Source organism: Phenylobacterium sp. (genome assembly GCF_030698145.1).
Lineage (GTDB): Bacteria > Pseudomonadota > Alphaproteobacteria > Caulobacterales > Caulobacteraceae > Phenylobacterium.
The window spans coordinates 1-18,662 of record NZ_JAUYNW010000005.1 but is presented as its reverse complement, the minus strand read 5'-3'; the positions used below and the strand labels follow the sequence as shown (position 1 = coordinate 18,662).

The window sequence follows — 18,662 nt, the reverse complement described above, 5'->3', positions numbered from 1 at the left end:
GGGCGTGGCCATGGCCGGCGAGGCCCAGATCATCCTGGTCGACACCCCCGGCATCTTCGCGCCGCGCCGCCGGCTGGACCGGGCCATGGTCCGCTCGGCCTGGGGCGGGGCCCAGGAGGCCGACTGCATCGTCCACCTGGTGGATTCCGTGGCCGAGCTGGCCGCCGCCGAACCGGGCGCCAAGTCGGCCGACAAGCGCTCGGCCATCGACGTCGAGTCGATCGTCGAAGGGCTCAAGAAGGCCGGCAAGAAGGCCATACTGGCGCTGAACAAGATCGACGGCATGCGCCGCGACCGCCTGCTGGGCCTGTCGCAGCGCCTGTTCGACACCGGGGTCTATTCCGAGGTCTTCATGATCTCCGCCGCCGACGGCCAGGGCGTGGACGACCTGAAGGCGCGCCTGGCGGGCCTGATGCCCGAGGGCCACTGGCTCTATCCCGAGGAACAGACCGCCGACCTGCCGGCCCGCCTGCTGGCCGCCGAGATCACCCGCGAGAAGCTGTTCCTGCGGGTGCACGAGGAACTGCCCTACGCCGCCGCCGTCGAGACCACCGCCTTCGAGGAACGCAAGGACGGCTCGGTGCGCATCGAGCAGCAGATCTATGTGGAGCGCGAGAGCCAGCGCCCGATCATCCTGGGCAAGAACGGCCAGACCCTCAAATGGATCGGCCAGAAATCCCGCGAGGAGCTGATCGAACTGCTCGACCGGCCCGTTCACCTGTTCATTCACGTGAAGGTCGATGAGCGCTGGGCCGACAAGCGCGAGTTCTACGGCGATGTGGGCCTGGATTTCGACGCCTGACGCGATGGAATTCGAAGACGACGCCTATGTCCTGTCGGCGCGCGTTCACGGCGAGACCGGGGCGATCGTCGAGATCCTGACCGCGCGGCATGGCAAGTACGCGGCCCACGTGGCCGGGGGCGCGTCGCGGCGCATGAAGCCCTTCCTGCAGGCCGGGGCGCGGGTGATCGTCCAGTACCGGTCGCGGGTCTCGGACCAACTCGGCTCGGCGGCGCTTGAGCCGGTGGGCGAGGGGCCCTCGGCCCTGTTCGACGATCCGCTGGCCCTGGCGGGCCTGTCGGCCGCCGCCGCTGTGGCCGCCGCCGCCCTGCCGGAGCGCGAGCCACATCCCGGGGCCTTCCTCGCCTTCGAGGCACTTTCCCAATCCTTGCTGGCGCCCGACATCTGGCCGGCGATCTTCGTGCGCTTCGAGGCGGGGCTGCTGCAGGATCTGGGCTTTGGCCTGGACCTCTCCAAGTGCGCCTCCACCGGCGCCGTGGACGACCTGATCTATGTCAGCCCGCGCACCGGGCGCGCTGTCAGCCGAGCAGCGGGCGAGCCGTACAAGGACCGTCTGCTGGCCTTGCCGCCTTTCATGCTTTCCTCCCAGGGCGGGCTATCGGAGGGAGACGTGCGCGCGGGTCTCGACCTGACGGCCCACTTCCTGGAGCTATTCGTCTTCGGCCCGCTGAACCGTCCCCTGCCGCCGGCGCGGGTCTGGCTGGTGGACCGGCTGAACGAGGCCGATCGCCTGTAGAGATCCCTGTGAAGAGTCGTTGCGTCGCGGGGACGGCGCGCGCGGCTGCCGCTAGAACAGAGGCAAGGTTCTAGGTCCGATTCGACATGACAGTTCATACCCAGCCACCCGGCGACGGCGCCCGCATCATCGACGAGCCGCTGACGGAGGCCTTGTCGCGGCGCTATCTCGCCTACGCGCTCTCGGTGATCACCGACCGGGCGCTACCCGACGTGCGCGACGGCCTCAAGCCCGTGCAGCGCCGCGTGCTCTACGCCATGCGCGAGATGCGCCTGAACCCCGAGAACGCCGCCCGCAAGTGCGCCAAGGTCGTGGGCGAGGTGATGGGCGGCTATCACCCGCACGGCGACCAGTCGATCTACGACACCCTGGTACGCATGGCTCAGGACTTCTCCCAGCGCTACCCGCTGGTCGACGGCCAGGGGAACTTCGGGAACATCGACGGCGATAACCCCGCGGCCATGCGCTACACAGAGGCCAAGCTGACGGCTGCGGCCATGCTGCTGCTGGACGGTATCGACGAGGACGCCGTCGACTTCAAGCCGACCTATGACAGCCAGGACGACGAACCCGTCGTCCTGCCGACCGGCTTCCCCAACCTGCTGGCCAACGGCTCGAGCGGCATCGCCGTGGGCATGGCCACCTCGATCCCGCCGCACAACGCCGCCGAGCTGATCGACGCCTGCCTGATGCTGCTGGACAATCCGGAGGCCTCGACCGAGGCGCTGGTGGAACACGTCCAGGGGCCGGACTTCCCGACCGGCGGCGTGATCGTCGAGCCTCGGGCCTCGATCATCGAGACCTACGCCACGGGTCGGGGCGGCGTGCGCGTCCGGGCCTTCTGGGAGAAGGAAGAGACCGGCCGCGGGACCTATCAGATCATCGTCACCCAGATCCCGTATCAGGTGAAGAAGGCCGACCTGGTCGAGCAGCTGGCCGAGTTGATCGAGAACAAGAAGGCGCCGCTGCTGGGCGACGTGCGCGACGAGAGCGCCGAGGACGTGCGCCTGGTGCTCGAGCCCAAGAGCCGCAACGTCGAGCCCGAGGTGCTGATGGAGAGCCTGTTCAAGCTCTCGGCGCTGGAGACCCGCTTCCCGGTCAATATGAACGTGCTGGACGCCCGCGGCTCGCCCGGCGTCATGGGCCTGCGCCAGGCGCTGCAGGCCTTCCTGGATCACCGCCGCGAGGTGCTGGTGCGCCGCGCCCGCCACCGGCTGGCCAAGATCGAGGCCCGGCTGCATATCCTCGACGGCCTGGTCATCGCCTACCTCAACCTGGACGAGGTGATCCGGATGGTCCGTTACGAGGACGATCCCAAGGCCAAGCTGATCGAGGCCTTCGAGCTTTCCGAGCTCCAGGCCGACGCCATCCTCAACACCCGTCTGCGCCAGTTGGCGAAGCTGGAGGAGATGGAGCTGCGACGGGAGCACGCCGAGCTCGCCGAGGAACGCGACGGCCTGATGACCATGCTGGCTTCCGACAAACAGCAATGGAAGCTGGTCGGCATGGGTCTGAAGGCGGTCCGCAAGGTGCTGGGGCCCGACACCGAACTTGGCCGCCGCCGCTCGATCTTCGCCGAGGCGCCGATGGTCGACGCCGACGCGGCCATCGAGGCGATGATCGTGCGCGAACCGATCACGGTGATCCTGTCGGACCGCGGCTGGATCCGCGCCGCCAAGGGCCGCGTCGAAGACCCTTCGGAGCTGAAATACAAGGAAGGCGACAAGCACGGCTTCGTGGTGCCCGCCGAGACCACCGACAAGCTGCTGATCTTCGCGTCCGACGGCCGGTTCTTCACCATCCCGTGCGACAAGCTTCCCTCCGCCCGCGGTCATGGAGAGCCGCTGCGGCTGATGCTGGATCTGGACGACAAGACCGCCATCGTCGACGTTTTCCCCCACAAGCCGGGGACCCGGCGGGTCATCGCCTCGAAGGAAGGCTACGGCTTCATCCTGCCTGAGGAGGAGGCGATCTCCTTCCGCCGGGCGGGCAAGCAGGTGCTGAACGCCGGCGCCAAGGGCGCGGCCTTTGCCATGCCGGCCACGGGCGACCACCTGGGCGTCGTCGGTGACAACGGCAAAATCCTGATCTTCCCCCTGGCCGAGCTGCCGGAGATGCCGCGTGGCAAGGGGGTCAAGCTGCAGTCCTATCGCGAGGGCGGCCTGCGGGACGCCATCGTGTTAAAGGCCGAGGAGGGCGCGACGTGGATCGACACAGCCGGCCGCACCCGGGTCTGGGGCGAGTGGCGCGACTGGCTGGCCAAGCGCGCGGCGGCCGGCAAGCTGGCGCCCAAGGGCTTTCCGACCAGCAAGCGGTTCAGGCCGAAGTAGGGCGCCAAGCCTGCAGGAATGCGGCGATCTCCCGGTCGTTTCGCAGGCGGATGACCGGCGCATGCGCGCCGTGCTCGATGCGCGCGGCCTCGATGCGCGGGCGATTGATGCGGTCGAATCGCCAGATGAACCGCAGCACCTCGAGAAGATTGCTCGGCCGGTGGTGCTGACCGGGCTGAAGCACCCGGGTCGCGGCGCGCAAGGCGCAGGCGAGGCGCGATCGGTCCAGCCAGATCACCAGGTCGGCGCGGGGCAGTCGGATGTCGAAGGTGACCAGCGCGAAATTGCCGTCGCTGATCCAGGTCTGCGCGGCGTGGGACGTCGCCATCATGGCGCGAAACCGCGGGGTGTCGTCCTTGCCCCAATCAGGCCGCCAGATCTCGTCCAGGCAGATCATCGGCGCGCCGGCTTGCTCTGCCAGTCGCCGCGCCAGGGTGGTCTTACCGCTGCCGGCGCAGCCGAGGATGACGATGCGGGTCAAGGGCGGGCTCAGCGGATCGGCGACCGACCCAGTCTAGCCGCCTATCAGCCGGCCGCCAGCCCCAGGACCAGGGTGACACCGTAGAGCACTCAGGCGGCCTTGAGACGAATCGCGCGATTCAGCGCGGCGATCAGTTGCCGGGGTTCGTACGGCTTGAACAGGAACGTCGAGCCCTCGACCCCTTCCAGGGCGTGGCGCGCCGCCGCGGATCCGGAGATATAGACGACCGGCAGGTTGGGATGGGCGGCCCGGGCGCGGCGCCCGATCTCGAACCCGTCCGGGCCGGGACCCAGGTCTATGTCCGTCACCAGGGCCGACAGTTGGTCGTGCTTGGCGATGACTTCGAACGCTGCGGAGGCGCAATAGGTCGTCATGACCACGAAGCCGCAGCCGCGCAGCACCTCGCAGGTGTCTAAATTGCATAGGAAGTTGTCGTCGCAGAATAGGATCTTGCGATTGAACATGTCGGGTTGACCCCTCGGGGTATACAACCCGTGAGGCCGATAATGTTTCCAATCAACCGGAAATTAGTTTTGAATACTGAACGCCTGTGGATCCAAATTGAACCTATATTTGAACACTATCGCTATTCTTTCAGGCTCCGATCGGGCCCAGGCGGCGCGCCTTTTCGAAGATTAGGTCCGGCGCATCTTGCCGCCTTCCGCTCGCGGCGTAAGCTTGAGCCAACAACAAAACCGGGGGGATACACCATGACGCGCCGCGGCCATCTGCTCGCGACCGCCTTCGCGCTCGCCACGCTCAGTTTGTCGGTCGCGCCGTCGGCCTATGCCCAGGCCAGGAGCGCGGCGCTGTCGCCGGCGGTCAGTCCTGAATCCGTGGGCTTCGACAGCCAGCGCCTGAAGAAGCTGGACGCGGCCATGGCGCAGGCCGTGGCCAGCGGCCGCGTGGTGGGGATGCAGACCCTGCTGGCGCGCCACGGCAAGGTCGTGGCCGCCAACACCTACGGCAAGATGAGCCTGGCCACGGGTCAGCCGATGCAGAAGGACGCCATCTTCCGCATCTACTCGATGAGCAAGCCGATCACCGGCGTGGGGATGATGATCCTGTTCGAGGAAGGCAAGTGGCGGCTGGACGACCCGGTCAGCAAGTTTCTGCCGGAGCTGAAGGACCTCAAGGTTTGGAAAGGCCTCGACGCCCAAGGCAAGCCGATCCTGGAGCCGGTCCGCCGCGCGCCCACCATGCGCGAGCTGATGAGCCACACGGCCGGATTCGGCTATGGGCTGTCGGATCGCCATCCCGTCGACAAGATGTATCAAGACCAGCGGGTGCTGGGGTCCAACGGCCTGCCGGAAATGACCACCAAGGTCTCTGGGCTGCCGCTGCTGTTCCAGCCCGGCGAGCGGTGGTCCTACAGCGTGGCCGTCGACCTGCAGGGCGCGATCATCGAGAAGCTCTCGGGCCAGCCCCTGGGCGCCTTCCTGGACAGCCGCATCTTCAAGCCGCTGAAGATGAACGACACCGCCTTCATGACGCCGGCCGACAAGGTCTCGCGCCTGGCCGCGGTCTATGGCGAGGATCCCAAGACCAAGCAGATCGTCGAGGCCGTCGTCGGCCCGACCAACGCCCAGGTGCAGGACTTCACCAAGCCGCCGCTCATGGAGTCGGGCGGCGGCGGCCTGGTCGGCACCACCGCCGACTACGCCCGCTTCGCCCAGATGGTGCTCAATGGCGGCGAACTGGACGCGGTGCGCATCCTGTCGCCCGCCTCGGTGGAGATGATGGGCACCAACCAGATCCCAGCCGCGGCCCTGGTGACCTCCAACGGCTCGGCGGCGTCGTTCTTCAACGAGTCGGTGGGCTTCGGCCTCGACTTCCTGGTGGTCAACGATCCGCGCAAGGCCGGCAGCCTGGAAGGCAAGGGGACCATGAGCTGGGGCGGGGCGGCCGGGACCTGGTTCTGGATCGATCCCACCAACGACGTGATCTTCGTCGGAATGATCCAGCACTACGGCGGCACGGGCGACCTGGGCGGCCTGTCGCGCACCCTGGTCTACCAGGCCTTGGTCGATCCAGCGAAGTAGGGAGCATCCAAGCATGGCGCCGGCCCATGGAGCCGGCGCCTCGCCTTGACTTTCGGGGGCCTACATGCGCCCTTCCGCGCCTCGATTTTCAGAGCCCAAGCGACTCCAAATGCACGCCTACCGCAGCCACACCGCGGGCGCTCTGCGCGCCGCCGACACGGGTCAGACCGTCCGACTTTCGGGCTGGATCCACCGTAAGCGCGACCATGGCGGTCTGGTCTTCATCGACCTGCGCGACCACTACGGCCTGACCCAGCTGGTCATCAGCCCGGAGACCCCCGGCTTCGACGTCATCGAGCGCCTGCGCGCCGAGAGCGTGATCCGCATCGATGGCGAGGTGGTGGCCCGCTCGGCCGAGACCATCAACGCCAACCTGCCTACCGGCGAGGTCGAGGTGCGTGTGCGTTCCGTCGAGGTGTTGTCGGAAGCCGCCGAGCTGCCGCTGCCGGTCTTCGGCGAGCCCGACTATCCCGAAGAGATCCGGCTGAAGCACCGCTATCTCGACCTGCGCCGCGAGACCCTGCACAAGAACATCGTCCTGCGCTCGAAGGTCATCCACTCGATCCGCAACCGCATGATCGGCCAGGGCTTCCTAGAGTACCAGACGCCGATCCTGACGGCTTCGTCGCCGGAAGGCGCGCGCGACTTCCTGGTGCCTTCGCGGCTGCATCCGACCAAGTTCTACGCGCTGCCCCAGGCGCCCCAGCAGTTCAAACAGCTGCTGATGGTCTCGGGCTTCGACCGCTATTTCCAGATCGCGCCCTGCTTCCGCGACGAGGACCTGCGCGCTGACCGCAGCCTGGAATTCTACCAGCTCGACGTCGAGATGAGCTTCGTGACGCAAGAGGACGTGTTCGCGGCCATCGAGCCGGTCATGCACGGCGTCTTCGAGGAATTCGCCGACGGCAAGCCGGTCACGCCCTATCCGTTCCCGCGAATCCCGTACCGCGAGAGCATGCAGAAGTACGGCACCGACAAGCCCGACACCCGCAACCCGCTGATCATGCAGGACGTCTCCGAGCGCTTCCGCGGCGGCGGCTTTGGCCTGTTCGCCCGCATCCTCGAGGACGAGAAGAACGCGGTCTGGGCGATCCCGGCGCCTAAGGGCGGCAGCCGCGCCTTCTGCGACCGCATGAACAGCTGGGCCCAGGGCGAGGGTCAGCCCGGCCTCGGCTACATCTTCTGGAGCGAGGACCAGGGCGCCTGGGGCGGTCCGATCGCCAAGAACCTCGGCCCCGACGCCACCGGCGCGGTGATGGGCCAACTTGGCCTTGGCGCCGGCGACGCGGCCTTCTTCGCGGCCGGCGACCCGAAGGTGTTCGCCAAGTTCGCCGGCAATGCGCGGACCAAGGTCGGGACCGACCTGAAGCTCGTGGACGAGAACCGCTTCGAGTTCGTCTGGATCGTCGACTTCCCGATGTTCGAGATGAATGAGGAGACGAACCACGTCGACTTCTCGCACAACCCGTTCTCGATGCCGCAAGGCGAGCTGGAGGCCCTGCTGACCAAGGATCCGCTCGACATCCTGGCCTACCAGTACGACATCGTCTGCAACGGCTATGAGCTCTGCTCCGGCGCGATCCGGAACCACCGCCCGGAGTTGATGCTGAAGGCCTTCGAGATCGCCGGCTACGGCTCCAACGTGGTCGAGGAGCAGTTCGGCGGCATGCTGAACGCCTTCCGCCATGGCGCGCCGCCGCACGGGGGCCTGGCGCCCGGCATCGACCGGATCGTCATGCTGCTGGCCGGCCAGACGGCCATCCGTGAGGTGATCGCCTTCCCGCTGAACCAGCAGGGTCAGGACCTGCTGATGAACGCCCCCTCGGAGGTCGAGGAGCGTCAGCTCAAGGAACTGCACATCCGCTTGGCGCCGCCGATCAAGGTCTGATCGGCGGGCCGCTTAGCGGCCTAGTCGTGCATGACCAGATAGCGCGGGGCGGGCGGTGCGGCCGGCGCGTGCGGGGCGGGCGGCGCAGGGACAGCCGGCACGGCGCGCACGGCCGGAACCGGACCGCGGCCCGAGACGAAGCGCAGCTTGCGGCTGCAGGTCCTGGCTGCCAGGCCGGCCGGCAGCTTGGTGGTGGCGTCGCCGCAGGCCTCGTCGAGCTGGTCCTGGTCCAGGCCCTGGGTCCGGGAGAGGTCGGCGCCCGTGATATTGGCGTTGTCGAGGCTGGCGTCGCGGAAGTCCGCGCCGACGAAGCTCGCGCCGCTAAGATTGGCGCGGTCGAGGTCGGCGTCGCGGAACGAAGCCTGATCGAAGCGGCCGTAGGACATCGTGGCGCCGGTCAGTTCGGCGTCGCGGAAGCTGGCGCCGCGCGCGTCGGACTTGACGAAGTTGGCGCCGCCCAGCGACGTCCCCTGGAAGCGGCCCGACGAGATATTGGCCTTGGCGAAGTTGGCGCCGGGGGCCTCGGCGTCGCGCATATCGACCCGCACCAGGTTGGCCGCGGCGAAGTTGACGCCGCGCGCTTCCACAGAGCGCAGGCGCGCGTCGGTCATGGTGGCGCCCGCGAAGTTGGCGCCCACCATCTCGGCGTCGGAAAGGTCGGCCCGCGATAGGTCGGCGCCGGCGAAATTGGCTCCGAAGAACCGCGCCTCGCGCAGATCGGAGCCCACCAGGGCCGCGCCGGAGAAGTTTGCGCCCATGAAATGGGCCCCGGCCAGCTTACGGCCGGAGAGCTCGCAGCGGCTGCAGGCGCCGCCGAACGACACCATGCGGGCGACGTCCTTGTCGCCGATCGCGGCGCTGGCCATGCTGGGTGAGAGGGCGGCGGAGGCGGCGAGCGCGGCCATCAGGACGGCGAGTCGGGGCGTCAAGGTTCGGGTACTACGATCCATGAGCAGATGATGTGCCCGGCCCGGCCTCAATAGGCTACTTAATTCGCGGTAATTCTCAGCAACTTAGCCGGTCGCTCTAGCATTGCGGGATGCGGAGGCCCGGCGGCAGGCCGGTCGAGGAATCGCCGCACGCGCGGTTCAATTGCGCTTGAGACAAACCTTTGGCGCCGTTCAGGCTGGCCCCGGAAAAATTGGCCCCGTCCAGCTTGGCTCCCGCGAAATTCGCCCCCGCGAGATAGGTCCCGACAAGGCTGGCGTTGGTCAAGTCTGCGCCCGTGAAATTTCCGCCGGAAAGCACCGCGCCATAGGCCTCGACGTCGCGCATGTCGGCCCCGGCGAAGTTGGTGCGGTTCATCACGGCCAGGGACATGTCGGACTGGCGCAGGCGCGCGCCGGCGAAATTCCGGCTCTGGACCTCCAGTCCGGTGAAGTCGGCCTGGAACAGATTGCACTTGGGGCAACTCGCGCCGCGTTGGGCCTGGCCGATCTGGCCCTTGTTCTGCGCCGCGGCCGGAACGGCGGCCGCCAGGAGGGCGAGGCCCACGATCACTACCGGCGGTTTCATGGCGGTCTCCGACCCGATGACCGCTACTCTGTACAGGCCAAGCTTTAAGACCTGATTGATCGTGAAGAGGGCCTCGGGCTCGGTTCGGGCTCTGATGAAACGGTCTTGGCTGAGTCCCTTCACGTCCCTTCACCCGCAAGGGGAGAAGGGCGCTGTCGCTTAGCCGGTCATGTCGCCCCCGTGGGTGTCGGCCCGGGTTCCGCAGGTTTCGCAGATCAGGCTGGCGCCCTTGCGGACCACCGCGACGTCGCCGCAGGCGGCGCAGACATCGGCTTCCAGGGCGTTCGGCGGCTGGCCGCGTTCCTTGGCGCTGGGCAGGAAGACGAGGTTGTCGGGCGCCGCGCCCCTGGCGAAGCCGCGGGAGATGAAATGGCTGGCCGGCTGGGGCTCGCCGGCCTGTTCAGCGCCTTCGTCCAGCGCGCCGCGGCCCAGGCCGTCGGCGTTCAACTCGTCCGGATCGGCGTTGGCCAGGTCGTCGCGCGCCAGATAGGACACGCCCAGCTCCCGGAAGATGTAGTCCAGGATCGAGGTCGCCGAGCGCACCGAGTCATTGCCGGTGACCGGGCCGGCCGGCTCGAACCGTGTGAAGACGAAGGCGTCCACGAACTCCTCCAGCGGCACGCCGTATTGCAGCCCAATGGAGATGCCGATGGCGAAATTGTTCATCAGCGAACGGAAGGCCGCGCCTTCCTTGTGCATGTCGATGAAGATCTCGCCCAGCTCGCCGTCGTCGTATTCGCCGGTGTGCAGATAGACCTTGTGACCGCCGACCGCGGCCTTCTGGATATAGCCCTTGCGCCGGTCGGGCAGCTTACGGCGGGTGCGATCGCGCTCGACGATGCGCTCGACGATCCGTTCCTGGGCCGGGCGCTCCTGGGCCTCGGGACCGAAGTCGCGGGCCGCGCGGGGCGGCGGTTCGGAGGCCCTGGGCAGGTCCAGCGACAGGTCGGCGGGCGGCGGCGCACGGCGCACGCGGATGGCGGCGACCCCGGCGCGGGCCGCGGCGCTCATCAGGGCGCGGGCATCGCCGGGGGCGGTGTCCCACTCGAGCTCCAGGTCGGGCATGGCCGGCAGGGCGAGGCTGGGCTGCAAGGCGGCCAGCAGGGCGAAATAGGGGACGGGCCCCAGGTCGTCGGCGGTCTGGAACACCGCCTGCTGGGCGGGCGTCAGGAACTCGGCGTCGGCCAGGGCGCCGGAGCCCAGGGCGTGCTCCTCCGTCTGGGCGATCTCGGCCTCGGTGAAGCCGGCCAGGACCAGGACGTCGAAGGCAGGATCAGCCAGGTCGGCGTCGGTGGCCCCCAGGACGTCGCAGAGGAACCCGGCGTCGATGGCGGCGAAGGCGTCGGACAGATGCGCGGCGAAGGGCAGGGCGGCCTCGGCGGCGGCGATCTCGTGGTCGGTGAACCCCTTGGCGTGTAGGGCGGCGTGGCTGACGCCCGGCGCCTCGGAGAGGTCCAGCCGGCCCAGCAGATGGGCGCGAGCCTGGGCGAGGTCGCCGCCAAGGACGGTCAGCCCCTGCAGACTCGCCTCGGACAACACGCGGGCGATCGCCCCGTCCTCGGTCTCGGCCACCGTGACCGGTCCGAGCCAGGGCGCGGCCGAGGCGCCGACTCCGCCCAGCCGCAGGGCCAGTTCCGGGTCATCGAAGACGGCCAGGCCACCGCTCAGCTTCACGCCGCTGGAGATCAGGGCCGAGCTCGCCCGGCGATAGAGGTCGCGCGCCGCGGCGCGGCCGGCGGGTGAGTCGTAGGCCAGGCCCTGGGCCACCAGCCAGTCGGCGAGGCCCGCAAGTCCGAGAGCCGCGGGCCGGTCGTCGGCGGCCGCGGCCAGGCCGGTGGCCAGCAGGGCGACGGCGGCGTCGAATCCGGGCGCGTCGAAGTCCTGTCCGGCCCCGAAGGCCAGCACATTGATCGCGCCGCGCACCCCGCCCCAGCCGCGGGCGACGGCTTGGCCGGCCTCGGGGGAGAACGCCGCGGCGACCGCGCCGGTCTCCCAGGCCGCGACCGCGACGCGGGGATCGGGCTCCTCGCCCGCCACGCAGACAAGTTCCAGGCCGTCGACGTCGCTGAACCGGGGATCGACCGACGACCAGTCGTGCTCGCCCGCCCGGGCCAGCGAGATGGCGTCGAGGATCATGGCGTCCGTGGCGCCGGCCGAGCGGGCGGCCTCGGCGGCGCGGGCCAGGCTGGCGTTGGCGCGGGGATCTGCGCAGGCGGCGGGGTCGCCCTCGCAGCGCAGAACGCTGTCCATCACGGCCTGCAGCCGGGCGGTGAGCTCGCGGACCGCCGCGCGCGCCATGGCCCGGCCGCGATGCTCGGCCCGCAGGGTGACCAGGGCGCCGGCGAAGTCGCTGTCGGCGGGCTGGACCAAGGGCATCCTCTGGCCGAGCCGGGGGGCGGAAATCGCCATCTGGCCCGACAGCATGGCCGCGCCCAGGTCCCGTCGGAAGCCACCGCGGGCGCGGGCCGAGTCGAACAGGCCGGCCACGTCGCCGGCCTGGACCAGGCCTTCGGCGTAGCGGAAGAGGGCGGCGGGCAGGTCGGAGGTCTCGTCCAGCCAGTCGAGCCAGGCCTCGACCCTGGCGTCGGTCCAGGCGGCGGGGGCCAGGACCTCGGCGACGCTCGAGGCGCGCTCCAGAAGCCGCCGCTCGATCCTCGCCGTCTCACTACGCATTTGGTGGTTCTCCCGAGCCTGGAGTCTAGGCAGAGCCGCCCTGTCGGGCAATAGATGTTGCGGTCGCGGCCCTAGCCATCCCCAACATATTGCGACGCTTGGGTCGCTGGACGCCTCGGGGCGCGGGACCTATAGTCCGCCCGCTTCGTAGCTCTGTCCGGAACTCCCAAACGTGCTCAAGAAAATCTTCACCTGGTGGAACGGCGCGACCATCGGCATCCGTTTCACCGTGGGCCGCCGTGGCGTCTTCATCGGCAAGGACGAGAACGGAAACAGCTATTACGAGGCCAAGGACACCAAGGACTCCTATGACGGCCGCAAGCGCCGCTGGGTGATCTTCGAGGGCTATGCGGAAGCCTCCAAGGTCTCGCCCGACTGGCATGGCTGGCTGCACCACACCTTCGAGGAGCCGCCGACCGTCGAGCCGCTGAAGCGGCAGGCCTGGGAGCGCGATCATATCCCCAACCTGACCGGCACCGTGCACGCGTGGCGCCCGCAAGGCTCCATCGCCCGTGGCGGCGAGCGCCAGAAGGCGACCGGCGACTACGAGGCCTGGCGGCCGGAATAGTCATGGCGCGGCGTTCGATCCTGGCGGGCCTTGCGGTCCTGAGCGCGGTCGCCGCGGCGGGCGTCGTCGTGGCCCAGCCGGCCCCGGCCCCGGCGCCGACGCCCTTGCAACCGCCGCCGCTGGCCGTGCCGCCGCCCAATCCGGGCGCGGCCCCCGCCGAGGAGGCGCCGCCGGCCCAGGTGAGCGCACCGGCGCCCGTCGCCACCCCGCACATCGAGGCCGCCGAGGTCGCGCCGGCCCCGCCGCCCAAGGCCCAGGTTGCGGTCAAGCCTACCGAGGCGGCGATCAAGCGCGCGCGCTACGACATCGCCGTGATCCAGGCGCTGGACAAGGTGACCGCCGAATCCATGCGCTTCGAGGCCGCCGTCGGCCGACCGGTGCGCTACAAGAACCTGGTCTTCACGGTGAGGGCCTGCGAGCGCTCCGCCGAGGACGAGGCGGTGGAGGACTCCATGGTTCACCTCATCGTGGAATCGCAGCCGCGCCCCGCGCCGGGCAAGCCGGTGCCACCGCCGCGCCAGGCCTTCCGGGGCTGGATGTACGCCGCCTCGCCGGGGCTGAACCCCCTGGAGCACCCGATCTACGACGCTTGGCTGATCACCTGCAGGGCCGCCGCGCCGCCACCGACCGCGCTGCGCTGAAACCGGGGTTCGCGGGTCAGGGCCCGGGCGAGCCGGCGGCGGTATTCCGCGCGCGGGATCTCCTCGGCGCCGAACTGGCGCAGATGCTCGGTCATGAACTGGGCGTCCAGCAACACGAAGCCATCGGCGATCAGCCGCGCGACGAGGTGGACCAGGGCCACCTTCGAGGCGTCCGTGGCCCGCGAGAACATGCTTTCGCCGAAGAAGGCGCCGCTCAGCGACACGCCGTAGAGGCCACCCACCAGCCGTCCGTCCTTCCAGCACTCGACGCTGTGGGCGTGGCCGATCTCGAACAGGTCACCGTAGAGCCGCTCGATCGCCCCGTTGATCCAGGTCTCGGTCCGGCCTGGCGTCGCCGCGGCGCATAGTTCCACCACCTGTGCGAAGGCGGTGTCGACCCGGATCTCGAAGGGCTCGGCGCGCACGGTCCGGGCCAGCCTGTGGCCGACATGGAAGCCGGCCAGAGGCATCACGCCGCGCTTCTCGGGATCGATCAGGAAGACCCGCTCGTCCTCCCGCGCGTCAGCCATGGGAAAGACGCCGCGGGCATAGCAGTCGAGCAGTTCGCGCGCCCCGAACCTGCCGCTCATGGTCGGAGGACCGCGGCGCGCATGGGTCCTAGGCCTCTTCCTGCGCCTTCATCCACCGTTCCAGCCAGTGGATGTCGTACTTGCCGGCCAGGATGTCGGGCTGTTGCAGCAGGTCCTGGAACAGGGGGATCGAGGTCTCTATGCCGCCCACCACCATCTCGCCCAGGCAGCGGTTGAGGCGCGCGATGCACTCCTCGCGGTCGCGGCCGTGGACGATGAGCTTGCCGATCAGGCTGTCGTAATACGGCGGAACCGAATAGCCGGCGTAGAGCGCGCTATCCAGGCGCACGCCCAGGCCGCCCGGGGCGTGGAAGTCGGTGACCAGGCCTGGCGACGGAATGAAGGTCTTCGGGTTCTCGGCGTTGATCCGGCACTCGATGGCATGGCCCTCGAAGACCACGTCCTCCTGCTTGAAGGACAGCGGCATGCCGGCGGCGATGCGAATCTGTTCGCGGACCAGGTCGATGCCGGTGATGGCCTCGGTGACCGGATGCTCCACCTGCAGGCGGGTGTTCATCTCGATGAAGAAGAACTCGTCGTTCTCGTACAGGAACTCGATGGTGCCGACGCCGAGATAGCCGATGGCCTTGACCGCATCGACCACCACCTTGCCGATCTTGGCGCGCGCCGCGGCGTCGATGACCGGGGAGGGGGCCTCCTCCAGCACCTTCTGGTGACGGCGCTGCAGCGAGCAGTCGCGTTCGCCCAGGTGGCAGACATTGCCGAAGCTGTCGGCGATGACTTGCAGCTCGATATGGCGCGGGGTCTGGAGGTAGCGCTCCATATAGACCGCGTCGTCGCCGAAGGCCGCCCGGGCCTCCGCGCGGGCGGTTGAGACCGCCTCGTAGAGTTCGTCCTGGTTCTGGGCGACCTTCATGCCGCGCCCGCCGCCGCCGGCGGCGGCCTTGATGAGGACCGGGAAGCCGATCTCCTTTGCCGCGGCGAAGGCTTCCTCCTCAGTGGTCACGGCGCCGTCGGAGCCGGGGACCACAGGGATGCCCGCGTCCTTCACCGCCTGCTTGGCGGTGATCTTGTCGCCCATCATCTTGATGTGCTCGGCCTTGGGGCCGATGAAGGTGAAGCCGTGGGCGGTGACGATCTCGGCGAACCGGGCGTTTTCCGAGAGGAAGCCGTAGCCGGGATGGATCGCCTGAGCCCCAGTGATCTCCGCCGCGGCGATGATCGAGGGGATGTTCAGATAGGACTTGGCCGCCGGGGCCGGACCGATGCAAACGCTCTCGTCGGCCAGCCGCACCCACATGGCGCCGGCGTCGGCCTCGGAGTGGACCGCCACCGTCGAGATGCCCATTTCCTTGCAGGCCCGGTGGACCCGCAGGGCGATCTCGCCACGATTGGCGATGAGGATCTTCTCGAACATCGTCCTACTCGACGACGACGAGCGGTTCGCCGAACTCGACCGGCTGCCCATCCTCGACGAGGATCTCCACCACCTTGCCGGCCTTGGTCGCGGGTATGGGGTTCATGGTCTTCATCGCCTCGACGATCATCAGGGTCTGGCCGACGGTGACGGTGTCGCCCACCTTGATGAAGGACGGCGCGTCCGGCTGCGGCTGCAGGTAGATCGTGCCCACCATCGGCGAGTTGACCGTGTCGCCCTTGCTGCGAGCTTCCGCCGCAGGGGCGTGAACGGCTTCGCCGGCCGGCGCGGGGGCGGGGGCCGCGTGAGCCGTCGGCGCGGGCGCCGCGGCGTAGTGGATTGGGGCGGCGGTCAGGGTCTTGGCGACGCGAATCTTCAGTCCGTCACGCTCGACTTCGATTTCCGAGAGGCCGGTGTCGGTGAGGATGTCGGCCAGTTTGCGCACCAGACGCGCGTCGATCGGATCGGCAGGAGCCTTGGGACTGCTAGCCATATGATAATCCTTAAGCTTGGTTTGAGACCTAGCGGGCGAGGCCCGCGGCGGCCTCGACGGCCAGTTCATAGCTCGCTCCGCCGAAGCCGGAGACGACTCCGGTGGCGGCCAGCGACACATAGGTTTCGCGGCGGAACGCTTCGCGCGCCGCTGGGTTGGATAGGTGGCACTCGATGACGGGAATATCCAGCGTTTTCAATGCGTCCAGCAAAGCGACGGAGGTGTGGCCGTAACCTGCGGGATTAATAACCAGGGCGCAGGCCTCCAGACGGGCCTCCTGGACCCAGTCGATCAGCTCGCCCTCGTGGTTGGATTGGCGGAAGACGATGACGCGGCCCAGCGCGCCCGCACGTCGCTCGCACCGGGTGCGCACGTCGTCCAGGGTCTCTTTTCCGTAAATCTCCGGCTCTCGGACCCCCAGGAGGTTGAGGTTCGGTCCACTAAGCACATAGATCGGTTTCGACATTCGGCCCCGCCGTCGATTCCGCCGTCTTGTAACGGTCGGCGGCGGGGGTCACAAGCATTCGGCGGTTTGGCGCTTCACGAGGTCGTCATGACTTTGACCATCAACGGCGAGGAACGGGCGTTTTCGGGCCTCTCCAGCCTGGCCGCCCTGGTGGCCGAGCTGGGTCTCGACGCGCGCAAGGTCGCCGTCGAACGGAACCTGGAAATCGTGCCGCGTTCGGCCTATGGCGCCATCACGCTCGCCGACGGCGACCGTATCGAGATCGTGCATTTTATCGGAGGCGGCTGACATGGACGGGTCGGTTCACAAGGAAGACACCTGGACCGTGGCCGGCCGGACGTTCACGTCGCGGCTGATCGTCGGCACGGGCAAGTACAAGGACTATGCGGAGAACGCCGCGGCCGCCGAGGCGGCGGGCGCGGAGATCGTCACCGTGGCCCTGCGCCGGGTGAACCTCTCCGATCCCAGCCAGCCCATGCTGGTCGACCATGTGAAGCCCGACCGTTTCACCTTCCTGCCCAACACCGCCGGCTGTTTCACGGGCGAAGAGGCGGTGCGCACGCTGCGCCTGGCCCGCGAGGCCGGCGGCTGGGACCTGGTGAAACTGGAGGTGCTGTCAGACCCCAACCTGCTCTATCCCGACATGGAAGAGACCCTGCGGGCGCTGAAGATGCTGATCAGCGAGGGCTTCCAGGTGATGGTCTATTGCACCGACGACCCGGTGTTCGCCCGCAAGCTGGAGGACGCCGGCGCCGCGGCGATCATGCCGCTGGCCGCGCCCATCGGCTCGGGCCTGGGCATCCTCAACGCCGTCAACCTCAAGATCATCATCGACCAGACCAAGGTGCCGGTGCTGGTGGACGCGGGGCTGGGCACCGCCTCGGACGCGACGCTCGCCATGGAGCTGGGCTGCGACGCGGTGCTGATGAATACCGCCATCTCCAACGCCCGCGACCCGATCCGCATGGCGCGGGCCATGAAGCACGCCGTGATCGCCGGCCGCGAGGCGTTCCTGGCCGGCCGCATGCCCAAGAAGGTGTTCGGCGAGGCGTCGTCGCCGACCGCGGGGCTGATCTGATGCGCCGGGCGAACGGCCGTAAATCGATCTTCATCACCGGCGCCGCCTCGGGCATGGGACGCGAGACCGCCAGGCTGTTCGCCGAGGAGGGTTGGTTCGTCGGCGGCTATGACGTCAACGAGGCGGGCTTGAAGGCCCTTGAGGACGAACTGGGCGCCGGCAATTGCATCGTCCGCAAGCTGGACGTGACCGATCGCGCGGACTACCGCGCCGCCCTGGCCGCCTTCGGCGAGGCCACGGGCGGCCAGCTCGATCTGCTCTTCAACAACGCCGGCATCGGCCGCGGCGGCCCCTTCGCCGACCAGCCGTTCGAGGACGTGATCGCCGTCGTTCAGGTCAACCTGATGGGGGTGCTGATCGGCATCCACGAGGGGATCGGCCTGCTCAAGGCCACACCCAACTCGCTGTGTTTTACCACCTCGTCGTCCTCGGCCACCTTCGGCATGGCGGGGATCGCGGTCTATTCGGCCACCAAGCACGCGGTGAAGGGGCTGTCGGAAGCCCTGTCGGTGGAGTTCAAGGCCTATGGCGTGCGCGTCGCCGACGTCCTGCCGGGCCTGATCGACACCCCGATCCTGCCGCCGGAAGCGGTCGCCAATGCGCCTAAGGATGGCCTGTTCCGCGCCATCCCGCCGGTCGAGGTCGCCAAGGTGGTGTGGGCGGCCTACCACGCCGACACCTTGCACTGGTACGTGCCGCCGGAGCTGGTCGAGATGGACAAGATGGCCACCGCCGCGCCCGAGGCCATGCGAGACCAGATGGCCGCGGGCGGCTTGTTCAACCGGCCTGCGGACTAACCCAGGTCGCGGAATGGGTGGTGCGCCAGATGCTCCCCTTCTGGGGCAGGGCTATCGCATATGCGGCGGAGCTTAGATGCTCCCCCTCTGGGGGAGCTGGCCCGAAGGGCCTGAGGGGGACTTTGACTCCTGCTCAGACCGGTCGAACCTCCGTTGAAGGGCATTTTAGTCCCCCTCACCCGGC

General features: G+C 68.6%; 19 protein-coding genes. 10 read left to right on the top strand and 9 right to left on the bottom strand.

What is annotated here, in order from left to right; genetic code table 11:
* From era to parC, 3 genes are all read left to right on the top strand, one after another.
* On the top strand, window positions 1-802 hold an 802-nt coding region (era, locus tag Q8Q77_RS00310), incomplete at its 5' end, for a GTPase Era (protein ID WP_305580000.1).
* A 4-nt stretch (window positions 803-806) separates the two neighbouring features.
* On the top strand, window positions 807-1,538 hold the full coding sequence (gene recO / locus Q8Q77_RS00305; protein ID WP_305579998.1) for a DNA repair protein RecO: 732 nt from the start codon (window positions 807-809) through the stop codon (window positions 1,536-1,538).
* An 86-nt stretch (window positions 1,539-1,624) separates the two neighbouring features.
* A complete protein-coding gene (gene parC, locus Q8Q77_RS00300) occupies window positions 1,625-3,868 on the top strand; it encodes a DNA topoisomerase IV subunit A (protein WP_305579996.1) in 2,244 nt (747 codons plus the stop codon).
* Here the strand turns inward: parC and Q8Q77_RS00295 are convergent.
* On the bottom strand, window positions 3,855-4,349 hold the full coding sequence (locus tag Q8Q77_RS00295) for an AAA family ATPase (RefSeq protein ID WP_305579994.1): 495 nt from the start codon (window positions 4,347-4,349) through the stop codon (window positions 3,855-3,857). The genes parC and Q8Q77_RS00295 overlap by 14 nt on opposite strands.
* Window positions 4,350-4,438: 89 nt before the next feature.
* Window positions 4,439-4,813 carry a response regulator gene (locus tag Q8Q77_RS00290; RefSeq protein ID WP_305579992.1) on the bottom strand — a complete coding sequence of 125 codons (375 nt, stop codon included), beginning with the start codon at window positions 4,811-4,813 and terminating at the stop codon, window positions 4,439-4,441.
* Window positions 4,814-5,059: 246 nt separating this feature from the next.
* On the opposite strand from Q8Q77_RS00290, the gene Q8Q77_RS00285 reads away from it, so the two are divergent.
* Both Q8Q77_RS00285 and aspS read left to right on the top strand, forming a co-directional pair.
* A complete protein-coding gene (locus tag Q8Q77_RS00285; RefSeq protein WP_305579990.1) occupies window positions 5,060-6,391 on the top strand; it encodes a serine hydrolase in 1,332 nt (443 codons plus the stop codon).
* 109 nt (window positions 6,392-6,500) lie between these two features.
* Entirely contained in the window at window positions 6,501-8,279 is a 1,779-nt protein-coding gene (gene aspS / locus Q8Q77_RS00280) for an aspartate--tRNA ligase (RefSeq protein ID WP_305579988.1), read from the top strand.
* A gap of 20 nt (window positions 8,280-8,299) precedes the next feature.
* Here aspS and Q8Q77_RS00275 read toward each other — a convergent pair whose 3' ends face one another.
* The 3 genes from Q8Q77_RS00275 to Q8Q77_RS00265 all read right to left on the bottom strand — a co-directional run bounded on the left by Q8Q77_RS00275 (window position 8,300) and on the right by Q8Q77_RS00265 (window position 12,467).
* Window positions 8,300-9,208: a pentapeptide repeat-containing protein gene (locus Q8Q77_RS00275; protein ID WP_305579986.1), complete on the bottom strand. Its 909-nt coding sequence runs from the start codon at window positions 9,206-9,208 to the stop codon at window positions 8,300-8,302.
* 97 nt (window positions 9,209-9,305) lie between these two features.
* Window positions 9,306-9,794, bottom strand: a complete 489-nt coding sequence (locus tag Q8Q77_RS00270; protein WP_305579984.1) for a pentapeptide repeat-containing protein — start codon at window positions 9,792-9,794, stop codon at window positions 9,306-9,308.
* 159 nt (window positions 9,795-9,953) lie between these two features.
* Window positions 9,954-12,467: a ribonucleotide reductase gene (locus Q8Q77_RS00265; RefSeq protein ID WP_305579982.1), complete on the bottom strand. Its 2,514-nt coding sequence runs from the start codon at window positions 12,465-12,467 to the stop codon at window positions 9,954-9,956.
* Window positions 12,468-12,639: 172 nt separating this feature from the next.
* Here Q8Q77_RS00265 and Q8Q77_RS00260 point away from each other — a divergent pair, with 172 nt between their 5' ends.
* Window positions 12,640-13,035 carry an NADH:ubiquinone oxidoreductase subunit NDUFA12 gene (locus tag Q8Q77_RS00260; RefSeq protein ID WP_305579980.1) on the top strand — a complete coding sequence of 132 codons (396 nt, stop codon included), beginning with the start codon at window positions 12,640-12,642 and terminating at the stop codon, window positions 13,033-13,035.
* Window positions 13,036-13,037: 2 nt separating this feature from the next.
* Window positions 13,038-13,676, top strand: coding sequence for a DUF2155 domain-containing protein (locus Q8Q77_RS00255; protein ID WP_305579978.1), 639 nt, complete (start codon window positions 13,038-13,040; stop codon window positions 13,674-13,676).
* Here the strand turns inward: Q8Q77_RS00255 and aat are convergent.
* Genes aat through Q8Q77_RS00235 form a run of 4 tightly spaced genes read right to left on the bottom strand, consistent with a single transcriptional unit; the run spans window position 13,616 to window position 16,603 of the window.
* Complete coding sequence (gene aat / locus Q8Q77_RS00250; RefSeq protein WP_305579976.1) at window positions 13,616-14,266, bottom strand: leucyl/phenylalanyl-tRNA--protein transferase; 651 nt, start codon at window positions 14,264-14,266, stop codon at window positions 13,616-13,618. The two genes, Q8Q77_RS00255 and aat, sit on opposite strands and share 61 nt — an antisense overlap.
* A 28-nt stretch (window positions 14,267-14,294) precedes the next feature.
* A complete protein-coding gene (gene accC / locus Q8Q77_RS00245; RefSeq protein ID WP_305579974.1) occupies window positions 14,295-15,644 on the bottom strand; it encodes an acetyl-CoA carboxylase biotin carboxylase subunit in 1,350 nt (449 codons plus the stop codon).
* Window positions 15,645-15,648: 4 nt separating this feature from the next.
* Window positions 15,649-16,137, bottom strand: coding sequence for an acetyl-CoA carboxylase biotin carboxyl carrier protein (gene accB, locus Q8Q77_RS00240; protein ID WP_305579973.1), 489 nt, complete (start codon window positions 16,135-16,137; stop codon window positions 15,649-15,651).
* A gap of 28 nt (window positions 16,138-16,165) precedes the next feature.
* Window positions 16,166-16,603, bottom strand: a complete 438-nt coding sequence (locus Q8Q77_RS00235; RefSeq protein WP_305579971.1) for a type II 3-dehydroquinate dehydratase — start codon at window positions 16,601-16,603, stop codon at window positions 16,166-16,168.
* Between the two features lie 87 nt (window positions 16,604-16,690).
* On the opposite strand from Q8Q77_RS00235, the gene thiS reads away from it, so the two are divergent.
* Genes thiS through Q8Q77_RS00220 form a run of 3 tightly spaced genes read left to right on the top strand, consistent with a single transcriptional unit; the run spans window position 16,691 to window position 18,478 of the window.
* Window positions 16,691-16,891, top strand: coding sequence for a sulfur carrier protein ThiS (gene thiS, locus Q8Q77_RS00230; protein ID WP_305579969.1), 201 nt, complete (start codon window positions 16,691-16,693; stop codon window positions 16,889-16,891).
* Window position 16,892: 1 nt separating this feature from the next.
* On the top strand, window positions 16,893-17,681 hold the full coding sequence (locus tag Q8Q77_RS00225) for a thiazole synthase (RefSeq protein WP_305579967.1): 789 nt from the start codon (window positions 16,893-16,895) through the stop codon (window positions 17,679-17,681).
* Window positions 17,681-18,478 (top strand): SDR family oxidoreductase, encoded by a 798-nt coding sequence (locus Q8Q77_RS00220; RefSeq protein ID WP_305579965.1) that lies wholly within the window; start codon window positions 17,681-17,683, stop codon window positions 18,476-18,478. Before Q8Q77_RS00225 ends, Q8Q77_RS00220 begins: the two co-directional genes overlap by 1 nt.
* Window positions 18,479-18,662 lie beyond the last annotated feature (184 nt).

Bases quoted from the DNA above. Each gene is read 5' to 3' on its own strand.
- aspS (WP_305579988.1), top strand. From the start codon at position 6,501: ATGCACGCCTACCGCAGCCACACCGCGGGCGCTCTGCGCGCCGCCGAC.
- Q8Q77_RS00235 (WP_305579971.1), bottom strand. From the start codon at position 16,603: ATGTCGAAACCGATCTATGTGCTTAGTGGACCGAACCTCAACCTCCTG.
- aat (WP_305579976.1), bottom strand. From the start codon at position 14,266: ATGAGCGGCAGGTTCGGGGCGCGCGAACTGCTCGACTGCTATGCCCGC.
- Q8Q77_RS00265 (WP_305579982.1), bottom strand. From the start codon at position 12,467: ATGCGTAGTGAGACGGCGAGGATCGAGCGGCGGCTTCTGGAGCGCGCC.
- accC (WP_305579974.1), bottom strand. From the start codon at position 15,644: ATGTTCGAGAAGATCCTCATCGCCAATCGTGGCGAGATCGCCCTGCGG.
- Q8Q77_RS00255 (WP_305579978.1), top strand. From the start codon at position 13,038: ATGGCGCGGCGTTCGATCCTGGCGGGCCTTGCGGTCCTGAGCGCGGTC.
- Q8Q77_RS00285 (WP_305579990.1), top strand. From the start codon at position 5,060: ATGACGCGCCGCGGCCATCTGCTCGCGACCGCCTTCGCGCTCGCCACG.
- thiS (WP_305579969.1), top strand. From the start codon at position 16,691: ATGACTTTGACCATCAACGGCGAGGAACGGGCGTTTTCGGGCCTCTCC.
- recO (WP_305579998.1), top strand. From the start codon at position 807: ATGGAATTCGAAGACGACGCCTATGTCCTGTCGGCGCGCGTTCACGGC.
- Q8Q77_RS00220 (WP_305579965.1), top strand. From the start codon at position 17,681: ATGCGCCGGGCGAACGGCCGTAAATCGATCTTCATCACCGGCGCCGCC.
- Q8Q77_RS00225 (WP_305579967.1), top strand. From the start codon at position 16,893: ATGGACGGGTCGGTTCACAAGGAAGACACCTGGACCGTGGCCGGCCGG.
- accB (WP_305579973.1), bottom strand. From the start codon at position 16,137: ATGGCTAGCAGTCCCAAGGCTCCTGCCGATCCGATCGACGCGCGTCTG.
- Q8Q77_RS00290 (WP_305579992.1), bottom strand. From the start codon at position 4,813: ATGTTCAATCGCAAGATCCTATTCTGCGACGACAACTTCCTATGCAAT.
- parC (WP_305579996.1), top strand. From the start codon at position 1,625: ATGACAGTTCATACCCAGCCACCCGGCGACGGCGCCCGCATCATCGAC.
- Q8Q77_RS00270 (WP_305579984.1), bottom strand. From the start codon at position 9,794: ATGAAACCGCCGGTAGTGATCGTGGGCCTCGCCCTCCTGGCGGCCGCC.